Raw genomic sequence first — 23,977 nt, forward strand, 5'->3', positions numbered from 1 at the left:
CCTACGCCCGTATTGGAAATTTACAAATGACTGTCGTCCCTGCGTGAAGCACGCTTTCGATCTGGATTTCTCCTCCGTGTTCTTGGATAATCTCACTCGCGATCGTCAGGCCGATGCCGGTGCCCTGCTCCTTAGTGGTGAAAAACGGATTAAACAGCCATTGCATATCGCTTTGGGTAATGCCTTGTCCGGAATCTTCGATGCTTACTTCCAAGTACGGCTTTCTCACATTTATGTTAATCTTCAGAACGCCGCCGCCCGGCATCGCATCAAGACTGTTCAAAAACAGATTTAAAAACAGTTGAATCAGTTTATTCGATTTTCCGCGAGTCAGCGGCAATTCGGGTGCATAGCTTTTGACAGCATGGACGTGCAGTTCGTTAAATTTAATCCGCAGCAAATGAAGCACCCGATCGACAAGCTGATCGATTTCGATCCAGGTTTCATCTTCATTTTTGGTTTTGGCAAAAGACAGAAATTGATTCACAATCCCGCTCATCCGAGCAATTTCCTCGTCGATATCGGCCACGAGCATCCGGATCAATTCGGGGTTTTGCAACTCTTCCGTCATCTCGTCCTTCAATAACTCCGCGCTGCTGGCCAGTACGGCAAGCGGGTTTTTCAACTCGTGTGCCACGCCCGCCGTAACTTGTCCCATTTGGGCGAGTTTTTCTCTTTGATTGACCTGCTCTTCCAGCAATTTTATCTGCGTAACATCCTGCAGGACAGCTAACATCCCGTTTTGGAATGGTGCCGTTACGATGCGAACGATAATTCGCTCGCCTCTTGCTCCAAGAATTGCCAACTCGGTTTCCCCATGGATCGACGGAATAGCTGAAAGTTCCGGTATGACCGAAATTTGCCGATTCGACGGATCCGTCCACCTAACTTGAAACAGCTGCGCAAATTTATCATTCGCATGCGTAACCACCCCTTCATGATTGATCGTAACCAACGCAAAAGGAATACCCTCAATCACATCTCGAAGAAAACGTTCCTTGAAATCCAGTTCCCGCGTGAGCGCCTTCATCGTGACGGTCAACTGGCTCAGTTCATCCTTCGTCTGTTCCCGTTCCTTGAATGAGGTTTCAATGGCATGATCCTGCTTGTATTTCATGGCAAATCGGGTCAAATGTATAATCGGATAAAGCAGTTGTCTCATTCCCAGAACAATAGTAAACAAGGTCAGTGCGAAAATCGACAAAAAACTAATGGTAAGCGCCTGGCCAAGCCTCTTGACGGGTTGAAAAGCGAGTTCCTTGGGAATGCCGAGCGCAAGTCCCCAGTTATCCCGAATTTGCTGAAAGGCGATGATGCTCTCCCGACCTTGATAGAAGCTGGTAACCAGGTCCGAATCGCCTACGGTCAATCGTTCACCGATAGGATCCTGACTGAAATCCTGTCCAAGAATGGATTCGTCTGAAGATGCGATAACTCTTCCATTCAGATCGAGCAAGTAACTGAACCCTTCGCGGCTCGCACTCATCGTCCGAAGCATCTCAGATAAATAATCCCGGCTTAGCTCAGCTACGAGTGCACCGTGAAACACTCTGTCTTTATAGTAAACAGGAACGGCAATCGTCACCGCCATTTCCTGCCTGGAATTCGGAATCAACCCGGAGACCATATACGTATAGCTCCAACGCACATGCTCCAGACCCGGATAGGTAAAAGAAACCGATTGCATATCCGGAGAAAAAGGGGCTTCAAAGCGCAGCTTGGACTCGTTGTCAACATAATAAATGGAATGGATCATGGAGCTTTTGGCAATCGTCTGCCTTGCATTCTCGTACATCGTTTTTTCATCGGTTCGAAATGCGAGATTTTGGCCGGCTATGAGCTGAAGCTGGAGCACCACATCAGTAATTTCCGCATTCAAACGCTTCACGACCGCATCCGCTGCAATCAAATTGTCGCGGGAAATATGCTCCTCCATCGTATGCTGCGCGAAATTCACAATGAAACGGTATATAATGATTGTTGGTATGATCAAAACTAGCGAAAAGATCCATAAGTACTTCTGCGTTAGCCGGCTGGTAAAGGCTTGAAAGAAAAATGCCATCGTCTCTCACCCCTTTTTAGACAGACCCATCATATTCTAAGTATCATGACCCGTCAATGTGAAGTGTATTCTGTTTTCTCCAAACTTGGATCCCTCTGGAATCGTATGCGTCTCTGACCTTTTGCTTTCCGCAAGCAAAAGTCCCTCCGATACCACATCGTTCTGTGACCCAAAAAGCTCCGGAGTCTCCCCGACCCACGCAACCGCAGTTACTGTGTAGTGTTAAAATCACGTTCTGACATTAATCTTACAATAACCTCTTCTATGAAGATAAAGAATACGGTTCGAGTTTTTTCAAAGGCTAACAGACTTGCGTTTTGAGTAGATCTTGTTAAGTAAAAAATATTATCAACTTCAAAAGTTAAAGAGTTATCATACTCTTCCAAAATTAGCATGATTTCTGCCCCACAAGATTTAGCCGAATTAAATAGGTTTTCAAATGAAGTAAATTTACCAGTTACTGAAAAAACGATCAAAAGAGTTTCTTTATCAACCAAATTTTGAGCATATGTTTGACTTTGGGTCGCAAATATATTTTTTTTCGTTAAGGGAGCAAGCTTATATGAAAAATATTCCACACAGAAAAATGATGGGCCTAAACCGAATAGAACGATTTTATTGTATTTCTTATATATTTTCAAAAAATTATCAATCAAAACAGGATTAAAGTTCTCTATAAAGTTTTTTAATCTTTCAAGCTCATTTGATTTTTTTTTGTCTTCTGAAACGATTTTCTGACCTCCAAAATACTGCTTATACTGTTTAAAACTTTCAAACCCTAATTTTCTAACGAGTTTTGATATTTGGGATGGAGATACCTGACAAAAATGAGCTGCATCCAATATTTTAAGATTGTTGTTTTGTACAATAGCCTCTGTAATTTTGTTATGGACTGAAAGCTCTAGCTGACTTAATTTGTTTACATTTATATTTAACATATTTCCTCTTTTCTACATATTCCGATTAGTTTGATCATAGATCCTGTTCATTTTATATCATTCATTTTATGTTAGTAGCCACGATTGTCAAGATGAGTTGACGGGTATTCATTATTTTCAGCAGTTTCTTTACCCAAGCATTAGTTTTAAAGAAATTTTCTATTTTTAAACCGTTTAAATTATATAAAAAGAAAATTTTCCTTGATTTTAGATTTTGATGTGATATTATGAGTATGAAATTGAGATGTTGAGAAAGTATATGAGCATAAAAATATAGGTTTGAGAAAGTGGGTGTAAGCTTGAAAAATCATATCAAAGATTTCTCGTTGGATTTTTTTAGCCTTAAAGGAAAAATTGCAATCATCACTGGAGGAAATTCCGGGTTGGGACAAGGCTTTGCACTGGCACTTGCGAAAGCAGGGGCGGACATCTTTGCAGTCAGCATAGCTGATGACAATGATGAAACAAGAAAATTGATTGAAGCAGAAGGTGTGAAGTATCACCTTATGATTGCGGACATTACGAAAGATGGTATCTGTAACAAAGTCGCGGAAGAATGTATCAGAATTTACGGCAAAATAGATATTCTCATGAATAACGCTGGTATTTGTATAAACGAACCGGATGTAACCAAGTTTACAAGAGTTCAATGGGATCGAATGATCTCCCTCAATTTAACCGCTTGTTTTGAATTATCTCACGAGGTAGCTAAATTTATGATTCCACAAAATAGTGGAAAAATCATTAATACGTGTTCTTTGTTTTCTTACCTTGGAGGGCAATGGTCACCTGCATACGCAGCAAGCAAGCACGGTTTAGCCGGTTTTACTAAAGCTTATTGTGATGAATTAGCGCAATTTAATATTCAAGTTAACGGCATTGCACCTGGGTATTTTGCTACTGAAATTACAACCTCGACACGAGCAAACCCAGTAGCTAATCAACGTATTTTAGACCATATTCCTGCAAATAGATGGGGTCATATTTTAGATCTAATGGGTACCGTAGTATTTCTAGCTTCAGATGCTTCCAATTATGTTAATGGCACCTTGGTTAATGTTGATGGCGGATACTTAGTAAGATAAGAGATAATAATTCATATTAAGGGGAAATGGATACCATGAATAAAGAACAATTATTAACCGAATTGAAGTCTATTATTCCAGTGGAACAAATCAATACAGATTCTGAAGCACTTTTTGATGCAGCGGCAGATCGTTATAAAAAGTATGCAAAAGCCAAAAAAGCCCTTGATGTTCCCATTCCATTGGCCATTGTATATCCGTACTCAGCAGAAGAAGTGAAGTCACTTCTAATGTACTGTAATGATAATAATATCAATGTTATTCCTAGAAGCGGTAAAACAGCTACAGAAGGCGGTCTTGAGAACTGGAAAGAAGCCACGTTGGTGATCGACGGATCGAAAATGAACAAAATTCTCAAAATTGACCCATATAATATGCAAGCAACTGTGCAAGCTGGTGTGATCCTGCAATCATTAGAGGATGAATTGCGTAAAATTGGTTACACGACAGGTCACTCTCCACAGTCCAAACCGGTTGCACAATATGGTGGATTATTGGCAACTAGAAGTATTGGACAATTTTCTACTTTGTACGGCGCCATTGAAGACATGGTTATTGGGTTGGAATGCGTATTTCCTAACGGACACATTTCCAGAATAAAAAATGTTCCAAGAAGAGCTGGCGGACCCGATATTCGGCATATTGCCATTGGTAACGAAGGAACTCTGTGCTATATAACAGAAGTTACAGTTAAAATCTTTAAATACTACCCTGACAATCATGTTTTCCACGGTTATCTTATTAAAGATGTTGATACAGGTATTAAAATTTTAAGGGAAGTAATTGTGAACGGTTTCAAACCCTCGGTTGCACGTGTGTATTCCGAAGAAGATGCAAGACAACATTTTTCACATTTCTATAAAGACAAATGTGTTTTAATTTTTATGTCAGAAGGACCGCTAAGTATTGTTAAAGCAACTGTAGAAGGAATTGAAGCAGCAGTTTCTAAATTCCAAGATGGCATCGTCGAAAAAGTAGAAGACCACTATATTGAGAAATGGTTTAATCACTTGAATTGGACACAACAATCTATTGATAATGAATTCCAGAGAATGGTTGACTTTGGCAAACATGATGGATTTACAACAGAGGTATCTGCAGATTGGGAAAACATTATTAAGATTTATCACAATGTAATGAATAGGGTTAGGGAAGAATTTGACAGAATAGAAGATATAACAATGCTTGGTGGACACTCCTCCCATAGCTATATGAATGGAACAAATATGTATTTTGTATATAACTACAACATTAATTGCGCACCGGAAGATGAGATGCGAATTTATCATCATCCAATCCATGCTATTATTATCGAAGAAACATTAAAACTTGGTGGTTCCATGTGTCATCACCATGGTATTGGGAAGTACCGCACCGAATGGACTAAAGAAGAGCACGGTTCTGCCTATTATATGTTGCAAAAATTAAAAGAAGCTTTTGATCCTAATGGCATCATGAATTTTGGTACCATCTTCCCTCAAGAAGAAGGAATGAAATATATAAAGGGACGAAACTGAGGTGATTTTGTGAGCAAGTATGTAATGGGTATTGATAATGGCTCACAAAGTACGAAAGTAGCTATATATGATTTAGATGGAAATGAAGTTGCTTTCGGTTCAAATAAGTTAAGGGAAACGTTATCACCTGAACCAGGTGTAGTTATACATCCTGATGATGATTTATGGGACAGTGTGTACGGAGGTATTAAAAACTGTCTGGCTAACTTTAAAGGCGATCCTGCACATATTGCCGGAATTGGTTTATGTACAATTAGATGTTGTCGTGTTTTGTTAAAAGAAAATGGCCATCCAGCTTATCCAGTGATAAGCTGGATGGACGCAAGACTTAATAAACCTTATGAACATACGGATGAACAAGTCAAGTATGTTACGACAACTTCTGGCTATCTTGGCTTTAGACTGACAGGTGAATTTAAGGATACAGCTTCTAACTATGAGGTTCACTGGCCATTAAACCGCGAAACGTTAGAGTGGTCCAATGATGATGAAGTCATGAAAGCAAACGGCTTGAAAAGAGAGATGTTATTTGATCTCGTTAAGCCGGGAGATAAGTTGGGAACGTTACGCCCAGAATTGGCTCGTGAATTCGGTTTAAATAAAGGTATACCAGTAGTAGCGACAGCAAATGATAAAGCTGTAGAGGTCTTGGGCTCCGGAATTAAGGACGAGGGATCCATTATGATATCTCTGGGAACATTTATTTCCTCTATGCTGTTTAGAAATGAATATTATGAAAATGCTCGTAATTTTTTCCCTACACTCGCATGTATTCCATTTAAATATGTTTATGAATCAAATGGAATACGACGCGGTATGTGGACAGTTAGTTGGTTTAAGAAACTAATTGGTGAAGAACTTGTTACTCATGCAGAAAAGCTGGATATATCGGAAGAGGAATATTTGAATTTGAAAGCACAAGATGTTCCTGTGGGTAGCGAAGGACTGATCACCATTTTAGACTGGTTGTCTTCTTCATCTTTCCCTTATAGAAAGGGAATTATGATAGGTTTCGATCAGCGCCATACAAAATACCACATATACCGCTCTATATTAGAAGCGATTTCATTCAATATTAAAAATAATATTGATGAGATGTTAGAGGAAATCGACGTGGAGTTATATGAATTAGTTGTAATAGGTGGGGGCTCTAAAAGTGATTTGCTTATGCAAATCATTGCTGATCTCTTTGGATTGCCAGTGCATAGACGTGAAGGCAGTAGCAGTGCGTGTCTAGGAGCAGCTATATGCGCATGCCACTATTTGGAGGTCTACAAAGATTTTTATGAGGCTGCGAATAAAATGGTTAAAACTGAACGAACTTTTCTGCCAAGCCAAAAGAATCACGAATTCTACAATCAAATTAACAATAATATCGTTAAAAATATAAGAGCGCATACAGATGAGATTTTAAAGCAAACTTATCCAATCTTTCACTAAAGGGTGTTAACCTATGGAAGCAAGTGGTTATAAAAGGTATTTTCAGTTTTTGCTAATCGTTCTAGCGGCAGGATCCATATATCCTCTTATCTATTTAAAAACAAATTATCAAGAAACGATTTTGGAAGTTTACGGAATAACTCTTGCGGATTTGAATGGTATCTTCTCTGTTTTGGGTATCGCTTTTCTGTTGGGGTATTTTCCAAGCGGTTGGCTAGCTGATCGATTCTCCTCAAAAAAGCTTATATTCATTTCACTATTGGTTTGTGGACTTAATGGAATTTGGTTCGCTCAAGTTCCGAGTTATCCAATCGTTTTAATTATATTTGCCATTTGGGGTTTTTTCTCCGTATTCACCTTTTGGGCAGCCCATTTAAAACTTGTTAAGCTAATTGCCAAGAAAGAAGAAGAAGGAAGATTTTTCGGTGCTTTAGATGGCGGTCGTGGTGTAGTAGAAGCTATATTAGCTAGTATTGCAATATTTATATTTACTAGCACATTGGGAGGCAGCACAGAATATTTTCATAAAAAAGAAGCCCTGCAATTTGTTATTTACATGTATTCCGTTGTGCTGATACTGGTTTCAATCCTTTTTATAGTCTTTATTAAAGAAGATAGCTCTTCTTCTAATGAAGCAGAATCTTCATCCAAAGTAGAAACCAATACTAAAGTTAATGCTAAACTTTTCAAAAAAATATTTAGCAATAAGTTTGTATGGCTGCTAGGTGGCATCATTTCAATGTCATACATTGTGACATGGTCTGTTTATTATCTAGGTGGTTTTTTACAAACGAATATAAAAATTGATGCAGCAACTGTAGGTAAAGTGACAGTTCTAATGCTTTGGATGCGACCGATTGGTGGATTTATTGGCGGTTATTTAGGAGATAAATTCGGAAAGAGTAGTATCTTAATATTAGCCTTAGGGCTGTCCACAACTTCTTTATTAGCTTTAGTACTCTTGCCAATTACTTTGCCTCATCTTTACTTTAATTTCCTGGTCGTATTATCCGGATTGATGATCTATACCATTAGAGGACTCTACTGGTCGTTACTTGGCGATTGCCAAATAGATAAAGAGATTCTCGGTCTTGCAATCGGAGTTATCTCCTTTATAGGTTATTTGCCGGATATTGTAATACCAATCGCGAATATTTATTTCTTTAAAACATACGGAGCCAACGGCGGTTATAATGCGTTTTTTAGTTTTTGTGCATTGGCAAGTGTAGTTGCTATTTTAATAACTATATTATTTAGAGTATCCGTAAAGAAAAACAGTGAACGAGTAATCGAAACAACAGAATCAAGTATTGCAAACTGAACTAACGTCAATCAATTGTAAGCGCTCGCGAATTTGCCGGTGAAGAAATCACCGTTCAATGACGTGAGCGTTTGTGCGTCAGATTACTATACTCGATTCTCGATCTACTTACCTGGGTGATAGATAAGTACGATTCTTTCTTCAAGCAACATAACCAGCTCAATTGAGAACATTCTCCTGTATTGGAAGATGAGTAACTTTTGATGAAATTATGTCCCATGTTCATGGAATAACCCTTACAGCTACTAACAAATCATATTCAAAGAGATCAAGAACCATTTTCATTCAATATTTTGCATTAATTTCCAACGATGTGATTGTACCACACTCAAAAGTTACCCTTCTTGAATTCTTTAACACAGGGGAAACAAGAGCCCTGAACTTCTCTCTTTGCCATATTGTATTTAAACGTTCAAATTTATTATAACTTTTTTTCTACATTGCAACTTTATCTAAAAAAATAAATAAAAAACAACAACAACAAAAAAAAAAAATGTGATATTCCATAATTAATTAGAAAACGGAGCCCGCAAATCCGCGTGGCTCCGTTTCCATTGTTCCTTAATTCACTAGAATTCGATGACCGTCGCGGCGGAAATGTACTGCATAAATATACATGCGATTTTTCCATCCATCATTATCATTAACTATCCTCGAATCCCCCAGCGCAAGAAGATTTTCGCATCGCTTTAACATCCTGCAGAGGAGGCAGACCAAAAGCCTTCAGTATTCCCGATTGAATTGCGACGGACTTTCATAGCCTAATGTCAACGGGCAGTCGTTGCACCCACGGGACCGCTAAACATCATTCGCCTGGCTTCCTGAAGTCCGAAGATACTCATGTTGCAGGATTTTGCGAGTTACTCAACGAAAAAAAAACGTGCGTAATTTTCTTTGATCCATTGGATCGCCTTACCGACTCGGAGTTTTTCGATATGCATTAAGAGCTCATCACTTAACCAGTTGTTCTGTTTGTCCTTATGCACCTATTCCTTACCTGGAAGATTAAAAAACTGCCTTTTATACTCATCGGCACAGCATAATCCTGTCAAATGTGCTCTGTTACTTGGGACTAATCACTTTTATCTGTTTTCTTTCTTCTGCCGATAAAGGCTGAATGTAGGAGTAGTTTCCCTTCGGAGCTGCACCTTTAATTGAACCCTGCTTAAAACCGCTTGCTCCGCCTGGTGCAGCAACACGCAATCCAAAAGTATTCATGACAGTCGCGATAGGAGTACTAGTACTTATAGATCCATCACTGGTACCAGCAAAATTAAGGGCAGCCGCAAAATGATCGCTTTTACGCAACCATACTCCCCCTGAATCTCCAGACCGGTCGATATTTGTCCCTGAAATAGTAATCTGATTATCAAATTGCAAAGTGGCATTTTCTACATTTCCTATGTCGTAGCCTGAGATTTTGGCGCTCACACCAATGGCTTGAATAATGCCTGTTACAAAGCCTGTTGTGCGCCCTGATTTAACAAGTGTTGCTCCGAGCTGGGGGCTAAGTAAATGACCTGGAACCACTATTAGGTTGGGATGATTGCGAACTCCGCCAATCAGATATCGAGGATTGAGTAGGTTATCGGAAACAGGTTTGGCTATAGCTGCATCCATAAAGTTGACTTGATTTAGTCTTAACGGCACAAACAAAAAAGGTCGACCAATAAAATCGCCTGGTTTGAACTGACCATTCTCAAAAGGGGCGGGCTGATATAGCCCTACGGAAAATTTGTTTGCACGAACAAGGACATGATTGTTACTGAGAATATACGGTTTACCGTTTGTGGTCACAACAATTAGTCCTGCTGTACCAACAGAACCATGTTTAGGAGCTGCTAAATAACCAATACTGACTCCGGCTGGTACCGGACGTATCCTTTGTCGGAAAATAATTTGACTTCTTTGAGAAACCTTTTTCTTCGCTCCCGCCGGGTTCCGATTTATCTTTCTAACGAGCTTTAGCTTTCTTTTCATTGTTGATGCTGCTCCTGTTCTGAATTGGCCTGATGCAATGATACGAACCGGGATGCTTGTCCCCATTATTTTCGTTACCATTTGTTTAACTTCCGTAGCCGCGATGTTTTTTCGAGTGTAAATGATGATGGCAGCACCACAATCCGGTCTCTCCGGATTCGCGTATCCGATACCCACCCCTACAATTTCCGGACGGCTTAATAATTTCATGGAAATCTTGTTCTTTTGCAAAAAGGCCTGATACATAGTAGCCAAGAGGCATTCCTCCAATATTGTGGAATGCTACAGCATATGAAAATCATTTAATTCCGGGAATATCACTTGCCCATTGATTGTCCAAAATAGGAAACCTTTTCATTATTGGACCTTCTATTTTGATAAAAATGGGGTAGGCAAATGTCATCATTGCCTATTCAAAGTTCCTCAGCTCCATTACTTTTACGATAAAGAGGCAAACGATCAATGTTGTCGTTGTTGTATTTTTACTCATTTTTTTATATCAATATATATTTCTAAAGAATTCTGCAACAAATCGTCTAAGGAATTAGAATTATGGATCCATTCTAAAGATTTCTGGAATTTGACAACAAAAAAAACCAGGGGCCCCAGCCCCTGGTCTCCTTACGAACAGCGGCTATATCCGCAGTTCGCGCAATTCTTGCACCCTTCGCTGTTGATCAGCGAAGCGGAGCCGCACGACGGACATAAGTCCTTCGTCGCGTCATTAGCACTAGCACTCACGCTGCCATGCGCGGCGTGCCCGCTCGCGGCTGCAGCCGGTACAGGCGCCGGCGCCTCAACCACTTCACTCGTCGCGGTCACATAGTTCCGCACGTCGTCCTGCTCGTTCATCACTTCGTCGTGCTGCTCGAGCGCCTTCGCAACCGCATCGGCAATCGACTCGACGCGATTGGATCCGAACCCGATGGCGCCGGAACCGCCGATGCCCTTCAAGTGCTTCACGAGCAGCTTCACTTTATCCCCGTGGTCGCCGTAACGCAGGAACAGCGAGCACACGCGTCCGAGCGCTTCGGACATGGCGAACACGTCGGAGCCGGCCTTGCCCACGTTAAGGAAAATCTCACTCGGCGTTCCGTCCATATCGTTAATCGTAATGTACGCCATGCCGAACGGCGTATTCACTTTATACGTAGCGCCTCGCAAGATTTGAGGGCGGCGTTTGTACTGTCTGTCGAAGACTTGCTCCGTCTTCGCGTCTACCTGGACAGCAAGCTTGCCGGAGAGATTGGCGAAGCTAGTCTCTTCTTTGACCGCCTCCGCAGCGACAGCTACAGGAGCCGCTTCTTCCACTCTCTTCTCTTCCTTGGCTTCGTCTTTGTTATCCGTACTTGTGCTAAGCACCTGCACGTCACGGCTTCCGTCACGATAGATGGTGACGCCTTTGCAGCCGAGATCGAACGCAAGCTCATACAACCGCTTCGTCTCTTCCACTGTGAAATCGGACGGACAGTTCGCTGTTTTAGAGATGGAACTGTCTACCCAAGTTTGGATCGCTGCCTGCGCGCGGATATGATCTTCGGCCGTAAGCGACATCGCCGTCACGAAATAATCCGGCAGCTCTTGTCCCGGGTTCGCATCTTTCCATTCCTGCGCGATCGGCACGTACTGCTTATCGAAGCCGAGACGGCTTTGACGGAAGTATTCGAAGGCGAAATACGGTTCAATCCCCGTAGATGTACCGACCATCGTTCCCGTGCTCCCGGTAGGAGCCTGTGTAATCACAGTGACGTTCCGCATGCCTTGCTGTTGGATAGCCTCCCCGACCTCCGGGAACACTCGGGTCATGTTCTTCATGAAGCCGCTCTCCAGGAATTTATCCGCGATGAACGCTTGGAATGAACCTTTCTCGCCGGCAATTTCCGCCGATGCCAGATAGGCTTCTTTGGCTATAAAGCCATAGATTTTGTCCAGAAATACCAGCGATTCCGGACTTCCGTAACGGATCTTCAATTTGATCATCAGCTCGGCAAGGCCCATGGACCCCAATCCTACACGGCGTTCGTTCTGCTGGTTGGCACGGTTCTCTTCAAAATGATACGGCGTCTTGTCGATGACATTGTCAAGGAAACGCGTGGAGTAGCGGACAACAGTCGCCAGCTCCGCCCAGTTGACGTCATGCTTCTCGGCATCGTAGAACTTCGAGAGGTTGATCGCCGACAAGTTGCATACGCCCCAAGCTGGAAGCCCTTGCTCTCCGCACGGATTCGTACAAATGATCGGATTGAAATACCAGCTGTTGGACATTTGGTTGTAGTATTCCATGAATACGACGCCGGGTTCGGCTGATTTCCAGGCAGACTCGATAATCGTATGCCAGACTTCGCGCGCCCGCACCGTACGGTATGGCTTCACGGCTTTGCCGAGCTTCCGCCAAGCGTCCAGATTGCCATCCCACTTCTCATCGTATTCAGGGTCCGTCGTATCCGGGAATACAAGCTCCCACTCCAAATCTTCCTTCACAGCCTTCATGAATCCATTGCTGACGCAAACGGATAAGTTGGCGTTCGTAATTTGGCCCATCGTCGATTTGACCGTAATGAAATCTTCCAGATCCGGGTGCCAGTCATTGATCATCAGCATAAGCGCGCCGCGGCGGCTTCCGCCCTGCTCGATCAGACCGGTCGTGTAGCTGAACAATCCTCCCCATGACACGGCGCCGCTGGAGGAGCCGTTAACGCCCTTCACAACGGAGCGGCGTGGTCGCAGCGAAGACAGGTTGATGCCGACTCCGCCGCCGCGGGACATGATTTCGGTCATCTCCGACAGCGTGCTCATAATGCCGCCGCGGCTGTCATGCGGAGACGGGATCACATAGCAGTTGAAAAGCGTTAATTCGTCGCTGGCATCGGCGCCGGCAGCAATTCTCCCGCCCGGTACAAGCTTCCAATCATCAAGAATATATCTGAATTTGTCCGTCCATTCTTTGCGTTTCTCCGCCGTTGCCTCCACGGATGCCATGGCACCCGCCAAACGATCCCACATTTCTTCCGGTGTCTTCTCTATGTTTAGCGTCAGCTTCTCTACCTGGGATGTAACCGTTTCGCCGCTCCGCGTGCGCACTTGAACGGTGCCGCCGTCACGGCTGATAATTTCTCCTACTTCTTTGGCTGGGAATTTAGGGTCATCCTTCGTTAATACAAGAACGGTATCCCCGACTTTCGCAAGGCTCGTATCCGCATTCTTGAGTGCATAGCGATCCAAAAATATTTTCTCGCTTAAACCTTCCAGCTTCTTCCCTGATTGCGCAATCCCCATCGATAAATGCCCTCCCAATAAGCTACAGATTCAGCTGCAACTAAAATAAAAATTACAATATATGGTGTGAGATATTCATTATACACCACCAGATATTGATCTTCGAATGGCTAAAGGACCAATTTTGATACGAAAAGAGAAACTATCGCCACATTAGCTCGGATAAGCTGTTCAATTCTCGTTATTTCGTAGATTTGTACCGGATCCGCAATTTTTGACGTTCGCGATTTCCTTTGCTAACCTATACTTAGTATATCATAAGTCCATCATTTTTAGAACATTTGTTCGTTTTTTTATCGAAAGGGGCTGCAAGCCATATGTATTTTTATAAAAATGAGTTCATCAACAAGCAGGATCTTCACGTCTCGCCGGACGATCGCGGGTACTATTTCGGAGATGGCATCTATGAAGTATTCCGCGTATATAACGGCCATCTGTATGAGGCTGATGCCCATATGCAGCGTCTTGCAAGAACTGCAAGCGAGGTTCGCATCGAACTGCCTTATCCCGTGCAGCGGATTGAGGAAATTCTAACCGGCCTTGTGGCGCGCAATCATCTCATTGAAGGCACGGTCTATCTGCAAGTGACCCGTGGCGAAGCGCCTCGCGCCCATCCTTTTCCGCAGCAATCCGAACCGGTAATGCTCGCTTACTGCACGGAGGTCCCCCGCCCCGCCGCAACCATACATAACGGCATCAAAACCATTACATTCGCCGATATTCGCTGGCTCCGCTGCGATCTCAAAACGCTGAACCTGCTCCCCAATGTGATGGCGAAGCAGGCAGCGCTCGATCACGGTGTGCAGGAAGTCATCCTGCATCGCGAAGGAACCGTGACGGAGTGCAGCGCCTCCAACATCATGATGATCAAGGACGGCGTGCTGTATACGCATCCGGCCAATCATTTGATTCTGCACGGTATTACCCGTGCGGTTGTTCTGCGTCTGGCCCGCTCGATAGGCATACCGGTCAGCGAGGAAGCCTTTACGACCGAGCAGCTCATGCTGGCGGACGAAGCTTTCATTACGGGGACGACCGTTGAGGTGACTCCGATTCTGGAAGTGGACGGCGCCGCCATCGGCACCGGCGTACCGGGGCCGCAAACCCGCAGGCTGCAGGAGGAATTCGTTCGGACTTTCGCTTAGTGGAGGATTACTAAATAACTTCATCAAGGGGTTTTTAGCATTAAAGAAGGAGCTAAGCAATTTAACTTGCTTAGCTCCTTTGTTTTAGCCGCCTTCTTCAAATTCTAACGGACACAGCCGCGCTTATTCCGCGTTTAGGGGCCGCCCAGCAATTGTAACGGACGCCGAAGCTGTTATTTCCCCTCAAATCCCGCCATATCGCCGAGAATTCGGGTAATAGCGGCTCCCTTGTCCGTTAGCGCCGAAACGGCTCCCTTTTCGACCGATTAGCGGCTCCTGTGTCCGTTAGAGCTAACTGAGCCGAAGAGGCCGCCCCTCTTTTTCTGCAAACTTCACCGCCGCAAATTCCAATCGTCGGTGCCATACTTCTCCCGCACCAGCTGCTCCGCCAATTCCGTCTCGAAAGGCGTCAATGGCGCTTCTACCAGCTCCACGCCTAAGCCCAGCGCAATCTCCCGGCGGAACGCCGCCTCGACCTGTGCCAGCGTAACCGGCTCTTTGCCCTGCGCCCGCAGCAGTTCGTTAATCGCCACAGCTTTCTTCAGGAAGCTTTGCTTCATCCGCTCCGCCACCTTCTCGTTCGAGAAGCGCAGCATGCGGAACAGTTGATCCGTATCCATGTCCAGCAGAATAGACCCATGCTGCAGCACAACGTTCTTTTGCCTCACCTGAGCACTGCCGGCAACTTTGCGGCCCTCAACAACGAGCTCATACCAGGAAGGAGAATCGAAACAAGCGGCCGAGCCGGCCGAAGCGTATTTCTCCTTCTCTTCCTCGCTGGCCAGCTGCACCATCTCGGCACCGAGCCCGAGCGCCCGGAAGCCTTGAAGCAGCCCTTCGCTCAACACGCGATACGCCTCCGTCACATTCCGGGGAATGCCCGGATAATCCTCAGCGACGATGATGCTGTAGGTTAATTCTCGGTCGTGCAGCACAGCTCTTCCGCCCGTCGGGCGGCGTACGAAGCCGATCCCTTCGGCGGCGACGGCTTCCCGATCGACCTCGGCGGCCTTCTGGAAATAGCCGATCGACAGCGTCGCCGGATTCCATCCGTAGAAACGAACCGTAGGCGGCACGAGCCCTTCGCTGTGCGCAGTCAGAATCGCCTCGTCCAAAGCCATATTTTCAGCGGGAGAACGATCTCCCGTATGTATGAATCGCCATGACGTCATCTTCCAATGTCCACCTTTCCCGCTTTGCTTTCCCAATGACAACCTCTATCATACCACAAATTCACCGGCGCTTACGATTGCAGCCACCTTCCGGGGAGGACGTACGCCCCACACTGCCGTTTTCCATTGGAAAAAGTTATGAAAGCGCCTCTAATGGACATACTAACACGTATTCGGCGTTTAGTTACCGTTTTGCCTGGCAATACCTAGCAGAACTCTATTTAGGAGGGCACATCATGCGTCAACATGAACAGCAAGAAAACATTCGCCCCATTCATCATCAGTTGGATATGCACTTTGAGAGGGACTGGTTTACTGAGCTGGATCATCGCGTGCGCGGAGGTGGTCCATGGGACGATTGGACATTGTACCAGCTAGCCTATGAAGCGGAAGAATCCGGGCTTATTCCTACGTTCGACGAAATGCAATGCCTCGTTCACCTTGGACAGCTCGAGCCGATGGCTCACCAAATTGACACAGCGAAGCGAGTACTGAACGAAATGCGCGGTCGCGCGATTCTCGCCGATGAAGTCGGACTCGGGAAAACGATCGAAGCCGGATTGATTTTAAAAGAATACATGATCCGCGGCCTGGTCCGCAAAACGCTCATCCTGGTGCCGGCTTCCCTCGTTCTGCAATGGGTCCGGGAACTAAATACCAAGTTCGGCATTCCCGCCGTCGCCCACAAGAAGGCGTACATGTGGCAGCAAAGCGACATCATCGTCGCCTCCATGGACACGGCCAAGCGCGATCCGCACCGGGAAATCGTGATGGGACTCGAGTACGACATGCTGATTGTTGATGAGGCTCACAAGCTCAAAAATAAAAAGACGACGAACTACACGTTCGTCAACGAGCTCCGCAAAAAATACTGCCTGCTGCTCACAGCCACACCGGTGCAGAACGATCTGAAGGAGCTGTACAATCTCATCACCCTGCTCAAGCCGGGGCAGCTTGGCGTTCACAGCTCCTTCAAGTCCAATTTCGTCGTCGGCAAACGCATTCCGAAGAACGAGATTCAGCTCCAGCAGGAGCTCTCCAAGGTAATGATCCGGAACCGGCGCGGCGACGGAGGCGTGCATTACACCAAACGCGTGGTCAGGAACATCCCGATCACGCTCTCGGCCGAAGAACAAGCGCTGTACGACGGGGTGACGAATTTCATTCGCACCCGGTACAAGGAAAGCGCCGGCGATCTGACCAGCATGCTCTCGCTCATCACGCTGCAGCGGGAGGTCTGTTCCTCCAGGGATGCCGTCTTCATCACGCTTGTGAATCTGTTCAAGAAAACGGCTGAGGATTCGCCGGCCCGCGCCAAAATATGGGAGCTGGTCGAGCTCATCCGCAGCATCAAGGCGAACAGCAAAGCCGAAGCGACCATGAAGCTCGTTCAGGAGATTAATGACAAAGTCATCATTTTCACGGAGTACCGCGCGTCTCAGGAGTATCTGCTCAACTACCTGAAAGAACATAAAATCACGGCCGTCCCTTACCGCGGCGGCATGAATCGCGGCAAGAAAGATTGGATGATGGATTTGTTCCGCAACCGCGTCCAGGTGCTGGTCGCAACGGAGGCCGGCGGCGAAGGCATTAATCTGCAGTTCTGCCACAACATGATCAATTTCGATTTGCCGTGGAACCCGATGCGCGTGGAACAACGAATCGGCCGTGTGCACCGGCTGGGCCAGACCCATGACGTGAACATTTACAACTTGTCCACGACGAACACGATTGAAGAGCACATCCTATCGCTGCTGCACGAGAAGATCAACATGTTCGAGATGGTCATCGGGCAGCTGGATACGATTCTTGAGAAAATCGAGAAGAAAGGCTCGCTCGAAGCCTCCCTCTTCCGGATGGTGATGGAGTCCGGGTCCAAGGAAGATATTCGCCGTCAAATCGACGAGCTCGGCCACTCCTTCGCCGAAGTCCGGGAAGAAATCGAACAGAATCCACACTATGGCGCTGCGTTCCAGGACATTCTCGACGCCGTCGGCGGGGCACAGAGCGGTGAGGTCAGACCATGAATAAACGCAACATTCATACGTTCGTCATGCGATTTCTGGAAGCCTACAATTGCACCATTTTAGAGAAATCCCCTGCCTACGTAACAGCCAAGCTCTCGCCCGAGGCCGATAAGGAGATGACCGGCAGGCCTTACTACTGGAGCTTCGTTGAACGAACCGGCGCTCCGGCCGAAACGATGACATATAAATTCGTTTTCGACCCGGAGCAGATGAAGCTCGAAGCCAAGCCCAAGCCCGCCGCCACAGCGGTCAAGCAGGCACCGCCCCCCGCAGGTCCGCCGAACCAGCCCGCAGGCCAAGCCCCTGACGGCTCGTCGGACAGCATTCTCGGCCGCTACTTCGGCTTCGTGCCGACGGCGATCGCTGCGCGCGTGCCGCAGGATGACGTAACTTTCGGCAGCAGACGGCTGGAGCAGATGTTCAACATCGTCCGCGAACGCGGCAGATTCGTGCATCTCTTCGAAGAGCCTTTCCCGATGGGAGCCACCTATCAAGCGGCGCTCGTTTACGATACCTGGTTTTGCGTCAACTACAAGGTCGAGCTGGCCTGCGACCGCAAGCGCAGCGAGATTCATTCGTTGGCCATCCAATTGAACAGCGGGGAGATCCGGGAGCATTTCCACAAGCATCTGCTGACCAAAAGCTTATCTCCGAAGCTGCCGGCGAACAGCCATATTTTGCCGGACACAATCTCGCTTCCCAGAGCCATCAACGCTTTGGAAGAGACGCTGGAACGCAAAGTGAGCGCCTACGACCACAGCTGGGCGGACGAAGCGAACGAGCAGCACCGCAGCGAGATCGACCGCGTCGAATCGTACTACAACGGTCTCCTGCTGAACGCAGAACCCGAGCAGCGGGATGAGATCGAGATGCAATGCCGGAACCGGCTGAAGGAAATCGATTGGCAGCATAAACCGCGCATTACGGTAACTGTCATCAATGGCGGATTATTTCATTTGAATGCCGGACGATCACACAGGAACTGACGCCAGTCGCTAAAACATCGCAAAATGTTCGCTCCAGGTTCTAACAATCTTTTTATAGCATAAGCATTACAATAGATTCATACAAATGAGAGGTTAAGGATAGGCAGGTGAATGCATATGAAGCTGTGGACCGCATGGACGGCAGCATGCGTCATTGGCATCAGCAGTTTGATATTCGTACCGCTCCAAAGCTCTGCAGGCGACCATTCCGACCGGACAAGCCTTATACTTACAGCCGATCGACCCTCCGGGGACAGCTTGGCTGCGGTTTCCGCCAAATCTGTACCCGATCTGAAGAGCGAGGCTACCTTGCCCGCTACCATCGACAAGTGGAGACATACGCTCGCCCGCGAGGAAGGCTTCGAGGACTGGCAGGCTGCCGCATGGAACAGCTACCCGCTCGGCCCTGGCACGCATGGTTGGGTCGTTATCCTCACTTCGCATGGCGAAGACGTCGGTTACATGATTGTCCATGCTGCAGAGAACGGTTCTTTCCGCCTAACGGAGTACGGAACCGGCAAGAATCCGCTTTTCAGCTTGAACACGCTGTATCGTTCTTTGGTACAGCAAGAACTCATTCCTGTTTCGTTTACTTATTCCGATTTCGCCGCTGATGAAACGATTGTCCAAGCCCGATTATATATGGATGCTTTAACCGCCGTTTGGAAAATCAAGCTGCAGGATCAAATCCTGTACGCGGATGCCAAGTCCGGCGAGGTGCTGCCGCTGACTGAAGATCCCGTCCCTAAGACGGAGGACGACCAGAATGCTTACTCCGATCTGACAGAAAGCGCCCAGACCGCCCTGCAGCCGACCTTCGATCCTTATGAGCGCATGCCTTGGATCACCGGTACGCCGCTTGCGATCACCGGACTCCCGGCTCTTCAGAGCGCTATGAATCTGAAGGAGCACCTCACCTATGTCACGGAGCTATATGACGGGGAGGTCACGCTGCCGCTCGCCGTGCTCGGCTATCAAGCTTGGCAGGCGGGGGAAACGTATCTCGTGCTGGATCATGCAGGCCCAAGGTACGTCCGGATGACACCTGCTCTGGAGCAAGGGCATTTATACTAAAAAAACTGCTTAGCCGAAATGGCTAAGCAGTTTTTTCGTTCAACTTATTTCTTGGGCTTAAACTGATCGAACAACATCCGGGCCGCCAGCGGCAGCATACCGAACCAGCGTGTTTGCCAATGCTCGCGCTTCTCCTTGTTCACCGCTTTTGCCTGCTGGCGAACATCCTTCGGCGTATCGATATACGTCACAACCTGCTGCGTTATGTATTTAACCAGCTCATCACTTTTGGCCATATGCCCACCTGCCTTTTCTCCCTATTGTAACCAGAGAGACTGGCCCCTAAACCGTACAGGCAGGTGGAAGCATGCATTCAACCGACCTTGCCGCCGCTCTCCATGATGATCTTGTCCGCGAATGACTTGATCGTGCCGCACCCCAGGAGCATCGGCTTGTTATCGCACTGCAAGAGCAGCGTCTGGGCATTCATATCCCATGCATATTGAAAACCGACATTCATCCCTACTACGGTTATCATGAACTTGCCGGATGCTGCGTTAGGAATGGAAAAGCCCTGTTTCCTGCCTATTTGCTGTAACGATCTGAATACTGAAGATGAAATCCCTCTATACGTCCATGTACTGCAAGCCGCCATAGGTCATTCTCCTCTCTCCCCATATAGGATCACTAAATTGTATGAAGGGAGGGCGCAAATCGTGCTTGTATCATGAAAATAGGCTGCTTGTAGCCAACCGCCGTACTCGCTGGAATAACGCGAAAAAGCACGTTCGATTCCCGATGCGGGTTTCGAGCGTGCTTTGGGTGAAGGAAGCCTTAGTCTCTGTTAATGCCGGCGATAGAGGCCAGAAAACGCAAGATATACAGGAACAAATTGATGAAATCGAGATAAATGTTGAGCGCTGCCAGCGGCACTTCCTCCGATGCCACACCGTTGCGGTATTGAGCAACATCGTAGAGCACCCATCCGCTGAAAATTAAGATCCCGATCATCGACCATACCAGATTCGTAATCGAGCCAAAATTAACGAACATGCCGATGACACTCATCAGCACAAGACCGATCGTTCCTGCGAACAGGAACCCGCCCAGGAAGCTGAAATCGCGCTGCGAACGCGAAGCGTAGAAGGCCAGTCCGCCGAAAATGGCCGCTGTTGCGAAGAATGCGCCGGATACGACGTTAGCTCCGAGCATGCCGCCGTACATCATGATGACCGGGTACAAGGTAACGCCGGAAATCGCTGTGAAGGCATACAGGAATCCGTATCCGATATGCTTGCCGCGAATCCGAATCACGATGGCCGCTACCAGCATCACCACTTCGACGATGACGAAAAGCATGACCATAGAAGGCGGAACGACCATAGCTCCGACCAAGGTTCCCAGGAAGGAAACGAGGAGCGAGATGGCAAAAGTTTGAAGCACGTGGGCAAAGCTGCCCGAATGTGAAACCGTGACTGTTCTATCCATGAACGATACCAGCTCCTTTATTAAAAAACATGTACAATCTATACTATGTATTATAGCTAAATTTCATGAAAACCGCTACAGGCTTGGGATTCCAGCTCCTCTTACCGGAAAGTCGAGATGAACTTCAGGAAGATCCGCTTCACGCGTGCGCGTATTTTCGCCGGAAGTTTCAGCTTCAGCCTTGTCCCCCACCCGTCATAGGTCCCCCCGCCTTCGGAAGCCAATTCGAACAGCTCTTTCGTAATTTCATTGACCGTCGGCACATCGAGCGTGTGCATTTTGCTAATCTGCAGAACGTAGGGCTCCACGACCCGCTCCGTATCCATTTCCGAGGCGATCACGCGGTAGCCCAGCTGACCGACCTTGCTCTTCACTTCATTCATCCGCTTGCTATCCGAGAAATACATCCAGTGCTGAACTTCCCTCACGAGTTCCAAATTATCCCCGCGGCGCTTGAGCGCATAAGCGATTTTGGCATTGCGCATCCACTGTTCTTCGAGTGCAGAGGGCGCCATTTCATTCAAATAAAAGCTCCACTCCGGATCCGCCGTCATTGCCGAGTAGTAGCGAAAGCTTGGGAAATCGGCCATAATTCTCTTCAGTTCGGGCTCCCAATCCCAATCTTCTCTGGCGTAGAAGTACATTTCCATTTTGTTGTGGGAAGAAATCCGTCCTGCGTAGATCGCAAAATCCTTAACCTTCATCCGGCAAATCAGCCTGTCCTCCAGCTCGTAAAACAACCGCTGTGCCTTCTGAGTCGAACTGCCCGACAGATCCCAGAGGCTGTACATATTGAATACGATCGTAATGCGATGACCATAGCCTATGAAAGGAACCCTGGATTTCAAAGCCGTGTTCATGAAAATGAGCACTTGCTCTTGATCCCGGATGCGCTCAAACAAATTCCAATCCTCTTCCACAGGTGGTCCCCCATTCCTTGCCCGATTATCTACCTTATATATTAGCGCCCTTCCCTCCCCATTCCTTTAAAAAAGAACATGGTTCCCGCTGCTCCTATCGGACGTTCGGCGAGAGCTCCTCCCGGGAGCTGCTCTAGCGCACCGTGGTGGGCTCTGAACGCGAGCGCATTTGCCAGTTTCGCCAGCCCAGTTTCCCCCGCCCCTCGGGCGATTCGATATGAAATATAGAATACATTTACCCGTTTCTCCCGCCCCCGGGCGATTCTATGCGATAATGGGGAAACGCCCGCCAGACTTTGAGTCGATTAACGGCCAAGTTTCCATGACATGCCCTTTTAGCAAGCTAACTTTCCCGAAGCATAACATAAAACAACCCCTCCAGATAGCTGAAGGGGTTGTTGTGGTTGGATGCGGTCAAGAGGACTCGAACCTCCACGGGGGGTTAGCCCACACGGACCTGAACCGTGCGCGTCTGCCAATTCCGCCATGACCGCATATAATGTGGAACGAGAATAAATATACCATAGATTATGGGGGCTCGTCAATGCTCTTTTACAATTCGTGAATAATTCCCTTGCTACTTCCTAACCCTATTGCCGAAGGAGTGATACCCATGGATAAAGAAGAAATTGAGGCGCTCGAACCGAAATATACCGGCAATAAGCGCCATCTTACGGAAGGGGAAGCTCAAGCGATTGTGCATGACCCCAACTTCAAGAATGAAGACAACGACGAAGACGGCGTAGACGCGGTAACAGCGGGACTAGCCTTTGGCGTTTTCCGCAGAAGCTGACAAGCGCTGCTCTACCTGCATCCCCAACCGAAGACGCCCTTTAGATCCTTGCCGGTCTAATAGGGCGTCTTCTCATAGATTCGTCCCGATGCCATAATCGCCTCGTACACCATTCGGCCGATCATGTAGCCGACTGCCGTAGCGGTTCCTGCGTAACTGTACGTCCGCCCGCGCCCTGTTGCCGCGACGAGAACCGCATCCGTCGTCGTCCCCGTTGCCGGCTTGCCATCCGCCGTTACAATGCCCAGGTCGTGAAGCGCAGCGGCCTTGGCCTCCGTTGCCGTGATCACCGCATTGACCATCGCGGCGTCCGTCAGCTGGGCATCGATCACGAGGATCGTATTGATCGTGCCAGGATAAAGTGATGCTGCGGGAAGCACCGCACCCGCCCTGGCTTTATTGCCCAAGCCGACGGTAACCCATGCGCAGACGTGCAAGCGCTCCTGCTCATGCGCGCTGCTGCGTGCATGGCCCAGCTCCTCTACACCGTCCCCCGTCCATGTCAATGTCCGGTAGCCGGCATCCTTCACCATAGCCGCGGTAAGCATCCCCGCGGTTTCGCCCGGCGACAGCCCCTCCCGACGCATGAATGCGTCCATCTCGCTTAGCGGATCGGCCTCATTATACAGCTTGTCCACCTGCCGGTTCATCAAGGCCGTATGCATGCCGAAACCGCCGCCCCACGGGGACGAATTCAACGTCCGGAGCGCCGTATCACAGCGAATCAGCAAATAGCTTCCATAAGCAGCATTCACCAGTTCCATTCGCAGACCTGCGATCGGGATGCCCGCCGCGGAATGAGCACCACGATTA

General features: G+C 47.3%; 19 protein-coding genes and 1 tRNA gene. 9 read left to right on the plus strand and 11 right to left on the minus strand.

Annotated features, from left to right (window positions below; genetic code table 11):
• Nucleotide 1: 1 nt before the first annotated feature.
• Together PUT07_RS00500 and PUT07_RS00505 are read right to left on the minus strand one after the other, a co-directional pair.
• Nucleotides 2-2,062 carry a PAS domain-containing sensor histidine kinase gene (locus PUT07_RS00500; RefSeq protein ID WP_274465759.1) on the minus strand — a complete coding sequence of 687 codons (2,061 nt, stop codon included), beginning with the start codon at nucleotides 2,060-2,062 and terminating at the stop codon, nucleotides 2-4.
• A 209-nt stretch (nucleotides 2,063-2,271) separates the two neighbouring features.
• Nucleotides 2,272-3,000, minus strand: a complete 729-nt coding sequence (locus PUT07_RS00505) for a MurR/RpiR family transcriptional regulator (RefSeq protein WP_274465760.1) — start codon at nucleotides 2,998-3,000, stop codon at nucleotides 2,272-2,274.
• A 299-nt stretch (nucleotides 3,001-3,299) separates the two neighbouring features.
• On the opposite strand from PUT07_RS00505, the gene PUT07_RS00510 reads away from it, so the two are divergent.
• Genes PUT07_RS00510 through PUT07_RS00525 form a run of 4 tightly spaced genes read left to right on the plus strand, consistent with a single transcriptional unit; the run spans nucleotide 3,300 to nucleotide 8,363 of the window.
• Nucleotides 3,300-4,085 (plus strand): SDR family NAD(P)-dependent oxidoreductase, encoded by a 786-nt coding sequence (locus tag PUT07_RS00510; protein ID WP_274465761.1) that lies wholly within the window; start codon nucleotides 3,300-3,302, stop codon nucleotides 4,083-4,085.
• 35 nt (nucleotides 4,086-4,120) lie between these two features.
• Entirely contained in the window at nucleotides 4,121-5,602 is a 1,482-nt protein-coding gene (locus PUT07_RS00515; RefSeq protein ID WP_274465762.1) for an FAD-binding oxidoreductase, read from the plus strand.
• A gap of 9 nt (nucleotides 5,603-5,611) precedes the next feature.
• Nucleotides 5,612-7,042, plus strand: a complete 1,431-nt coding sequence (locus PUT07_RS00520) for an FGGY-family carbohydrate kinase (RefSeq protein WP_274465763.1) — start codon at nucleotides 5,612-5,614, stop codon at nucleotides 7,040-7,042.
• A 13-nt stretch (nucleotides 7,043-7,055) separates the two neighbouring features.
• Entirely contained in the window at nucleotides 7,056-8,363 is a 1,308-nt protein-coding gene (locus tag PUT07_RS00525) for an MFS transporter (RefSeq protein ID WP_274465764.1), read from the plus strand.
• A gap of 1,062 nt (nucleotides 8,364-9,425) precedes the next feature.
• Here PUT07_RS00525 and PUT07_RS00530 read toward each other — a convergent pair.
• Together PUT07_RS00530 and PUT07_RS00535 are read right to left on the minus strand one after the other, a co-directional pair.
• Nucleotides 9,426-10,598 (minus strand): hypothetical protein, encoded by a 1,173-nt coding sequence (locus PUT07_RS00530; protein ID WP_274465765.1) that lies wholly within the window; start codon nucleotides 10,596-10,598, stop codon nucleotides 9,426-9,428.
• 366 nt (nucleotides 10,599-10,964) lie between these two features.
• Entirely contained in the window at nucleotides 10,965-13,619 is a 2,655-nt protein-coding gene (locus PUT07_RS00535) for an adenosylcobalamin-dependent ribonucleoside-diphosphate reductase (RefSeq protein WP_274465766.1), read from the minus strand.
• 317 nt (nucleotides 13,620-13,936) lie between these two features.
• Here PUT07_RS00535 and dat point away from each other — a divergent pair, with 317 nt between their 5' ends.
• The gene (gene dat, locus PUT07_RS00540) at nucleotides 13,937-14,764 is read left to right on the plus strand and encodes a D-amino-acid transaminase (protein ID WP_274465767.1); all 828 of its coding nucleotides are present in this window, start codon (nucleotides 13,937-13,939) and stop codon (nucleotides 14,762-14,764) included.
• A 332-nt stretch (nucleotides 14,765-15,096) separates the two neighbouring features.
• Here dat and PUT07_RS00545 read toward each other — a convergent pair whose 3' ends face one another.
• Entirely contained in the window at nucleotides 15,097-15,936 is an 840-nt protein-coding gene (locus PUT07_RS00545) for a lipoate--protein ligase family protein (protein WP_274465768.1), read from the minus strand.
• Nucleotides 15,937-16,172: 236 nt separating this feature from the next.
• Between PUT07_RS00545 and PUT07_RS00550 the strand changes: the two genes are divergently transcribed.
• The 3 genes from PUT07_RS00550 (at nucleotide 16,173) to PUT07_RS00560 (ending at nucleotide 20,023) form a co-directional block, all read left to right on the plus strand.
• Nucleotides 16,173-17,963 carry a DEAD/DEAH box helicase gene (locus PUT07_RS00550; protein ID WP_274465769.1) on the plus strand — a complete coding sequence of 597 codons (1,791 nt, stop codon included), beginning with the start codon at nucleotides 16,173-16,175 and terminating at the stop codon, nucleotides 17,961-17,963.
• The gene (locus PUT07_RS00555) at nucleotides 17,960-18,949 is read left to right on the plus strand and encodes a YqhG family protein (RefSeq protein WP_274465770.1); all 990 of its coding nucleotides are present in this window, start codon (nucleotides 17,960-17,962) and stop codon (nucleotides 18,947-18,949) included. Before PUT07_RS00550 ends, PUT07_RS00555 begins: the two co-directional genes overlap by 4 nt.
• A 117-nt stretch (nucleotides 18,950-19,066) precedes the next feature.
• Complete coding sequence (locus PUT07_RS00560; RefSeq protein ID WP_274465771.1) at nucleotides 19,067-20,023, plus strand: hypothetical protein; 957 nt, start codon at nucleotides 19,067-19,069, stop codon at nucleotides 20,021-20,023.
• Nucleotides 20,024-20,067: 44 nt separating this feature from the next.
• Here PUT07_RS00560 and PUT07_RS00565 read toward each other — a convergent pair whose 3' ends face one another.
• The 5 genes from PUT07_RS00565 to PUT07_RS00585 form a co-directional block, all read right to left on the minus strand.
• Nucleotides 20,068-20,259 carry a YqzE family protein gene (locus PUT07_RS00565; RefSeq protein WP_274465772.1) on the minus strand — a complete coding sequence of 64 codons (192 nt, stop codon included), beginning with the start codon at nucleotides 20,257-20,259 and terminating at the stop codon, nucleotides 20,068-20,070.
• A 77-nt stretch (nucleotides 20,260-20,336) separates the two neighbouring features.
• The gene (locus PUT07_RS00570; RefSeq protein WP_274465773.1) at nucleotides 20,337-20,618 is read right to left on the minus strand and encodes a hypothetical protein; all 282 of its coding nucleotides are present in this window, start codon (nucleotides 20,616-20,618) and stop codon (nucleotides 20,337-20,339) included.
• A 179-nt stretch (nucleotides 20,619-20,797) separates the two neighbouring features.
• A complete protein-coding gene (locus PUT07_RS00575; RefSeq protein WP_274465774.1) occupies nucleotides 20,798-21,451 on the minus strand; it encodes a Bax inhibitor-1/YccA family protein in 654 nt (217 codons plus the stop codon).
• Nucleotides 21,452-21,552: 101 nt separating this feature from the next.
• The gene (locus tag PUT07_RS00580; protein WP_274465775.1) at nucleotides 21,553-22,371 is read right to left on the minus strand and encodes a DUF695 domain-containing protein; all 819 of its coding nucleotides are present in this window, start codon (nucleotides 22,369-22,371) and stop codon (nucleotides 21,553-21,555) included.
• Between the two features lie 409 nt (nucleotides 22,372-22,780).
• Nucleotides 22,781-22,865: transfer RNA gene (locus PUT07_RS00585), tRNA-Leu, on the minus strand.
• A 119-nt stretch (nucleotides 22,866-22,984) separates the two neighbouring features.
• Here PUT07_RS00585 and PUT07_RS00590 point away from each other — a divergent pair.
• Entirely contained in the window at nucleotides 22,985-23,164 is a 180-nt protein-coding gene (locus PUT07_RS00590) for a hypothetical protein (protein ID WP_274465776.1), read from the plus strand.
• Nucleotides 23,165-23,220: 56 nt separating this feature from the next.
• On the opposite strand, the gene PUT07_RS00595 is transcribed toward PUT07_RS00590, so the two are convergent.
• On the minus strand, nucleotides 23,221-23,928 hold the full coding sequence (locus PUT07_RS00595) for an adenosylcobinamide amidohydrolase (protein WP_274465777.1): 708 nt from the start codon (nucleotides 23,926-23,928) through the stop codon (nucleotides 23,221-23,223).
• Nucleotides 23,929-23,977 lie beyond the last annotated feature (49 nt).

The organism is Paenibacillus sp. MAHUQ-63 (assembly GCF_028765165.1).
Lineage (GTDB): Bacteria > Bacillota > Bacilli > Paenibacillales > NBRC-103111 > Paenibacillus_E.

Bases quoted from the DNA above. Each gene is read 5' to 3' on its own strand.
- PUT07_RS00500 (WP_274465759.1), bottom strand. From the start codon at position 2,062: ATGGCATTTTTCTTTCAAGCCTTTACCAGCCGGCTAACGCAGAAGTAC.
- PUT07_RS00505 (WP_274465760.1), bottom strand. From the start codon at position 3,000: ATGTTAAATATAAATGTAAACAAATTAAGTCAGCTAGAGCTTTCAGTC.
- PUT07_RS00515 (WP_274465762.1), top strand. From the start codon at position 4,121: ATGAATAAAGAACAATTATTAACCGAATTGAAGTCTATTATTCCAGTG.
- PUT07_RS00525 (WP_274465764.1), top strand. From the start codon at position 7,056: ATGGAAGCAAGTGGTTATAAAAGGTATTTTCAGTTTTTGCTAATCGTT.
- PUT07_RS00535 (WP_274465766.1), bottom strand. From the start codon at position 13,619: ATGGGGATTGCGCAATCAGGGAAGAAGCTGGAAGGTTTAAGCGAGAAA.
- dat (WP_274465767.1), top strand. From the start codon at position 13,937: ATGTATTTTTATAAAAATGAGTTCATCAACAAGCAGGATCTTCACGTC.
- PUT07_RS00545 (WP_274465768.1), bottom strand. From the start codon at position 15,936: ATGACGTCATGGCGATTCATACATACGGGAGATCGTTCTCCCGCTGAA.
- PUT07_RS00550 (WP_274465769.1), top strand. From the start codon at position 16,173: ATGCGTCAACATGAACAGCAAGAAAACATTCGCCCCATTCATCATCAG.
- PUT07_RS00555 (WP_274465770.1), top strand. From the start codon at position 17,960: ATGAATAAACGCAACATTCATACGTTCGTCATGCGATTTCTGGAAGCC.
- PUT07_RS00560 (WP_274465771.1), top strand. From the start codon at position 19,067: ATGAAGCTGTGGACCGCATGGACGGCAGCATGCGTCATTGGCATCAGC.
- PUT07_RS00565 (WP_274465772.1), bottom strand. From the start codon at position 20,259: ATGGCCAAAAGTGATGAGCTGGTTAAATACATAACGCAGCAGGTTGTG.
- PUT07_RS00570 (WP_274465773.1), bottom strand. From the start codon at position 20,618: ATGGCGGCTTGCAGTACATGGACGTATAGAGGGATTTCATCTTCAGTA.
- PUT07_RS00575 (WP_274465774.1), bottom strand. From the start codon at position 21,451: ATGGATAGAACAGTCACGGTTTCACATTCGGGCAGCTTTGCCCACGTG.
- PUT07_RS00590 (WP_274465776.1), top strand. From the start codon at position 22,985: ATGGATAAAGAAGAAATTGAGGCGCTCGAACCGAAATATACCGGCAAT.
- PUT07_RS00595 (WP_274465777.1), bottom strand. From the start codon at position 23,928: ATGGAACTGGTGAATGCTGCTTATGGAAGCTATTTGCTGATTCGCTGT.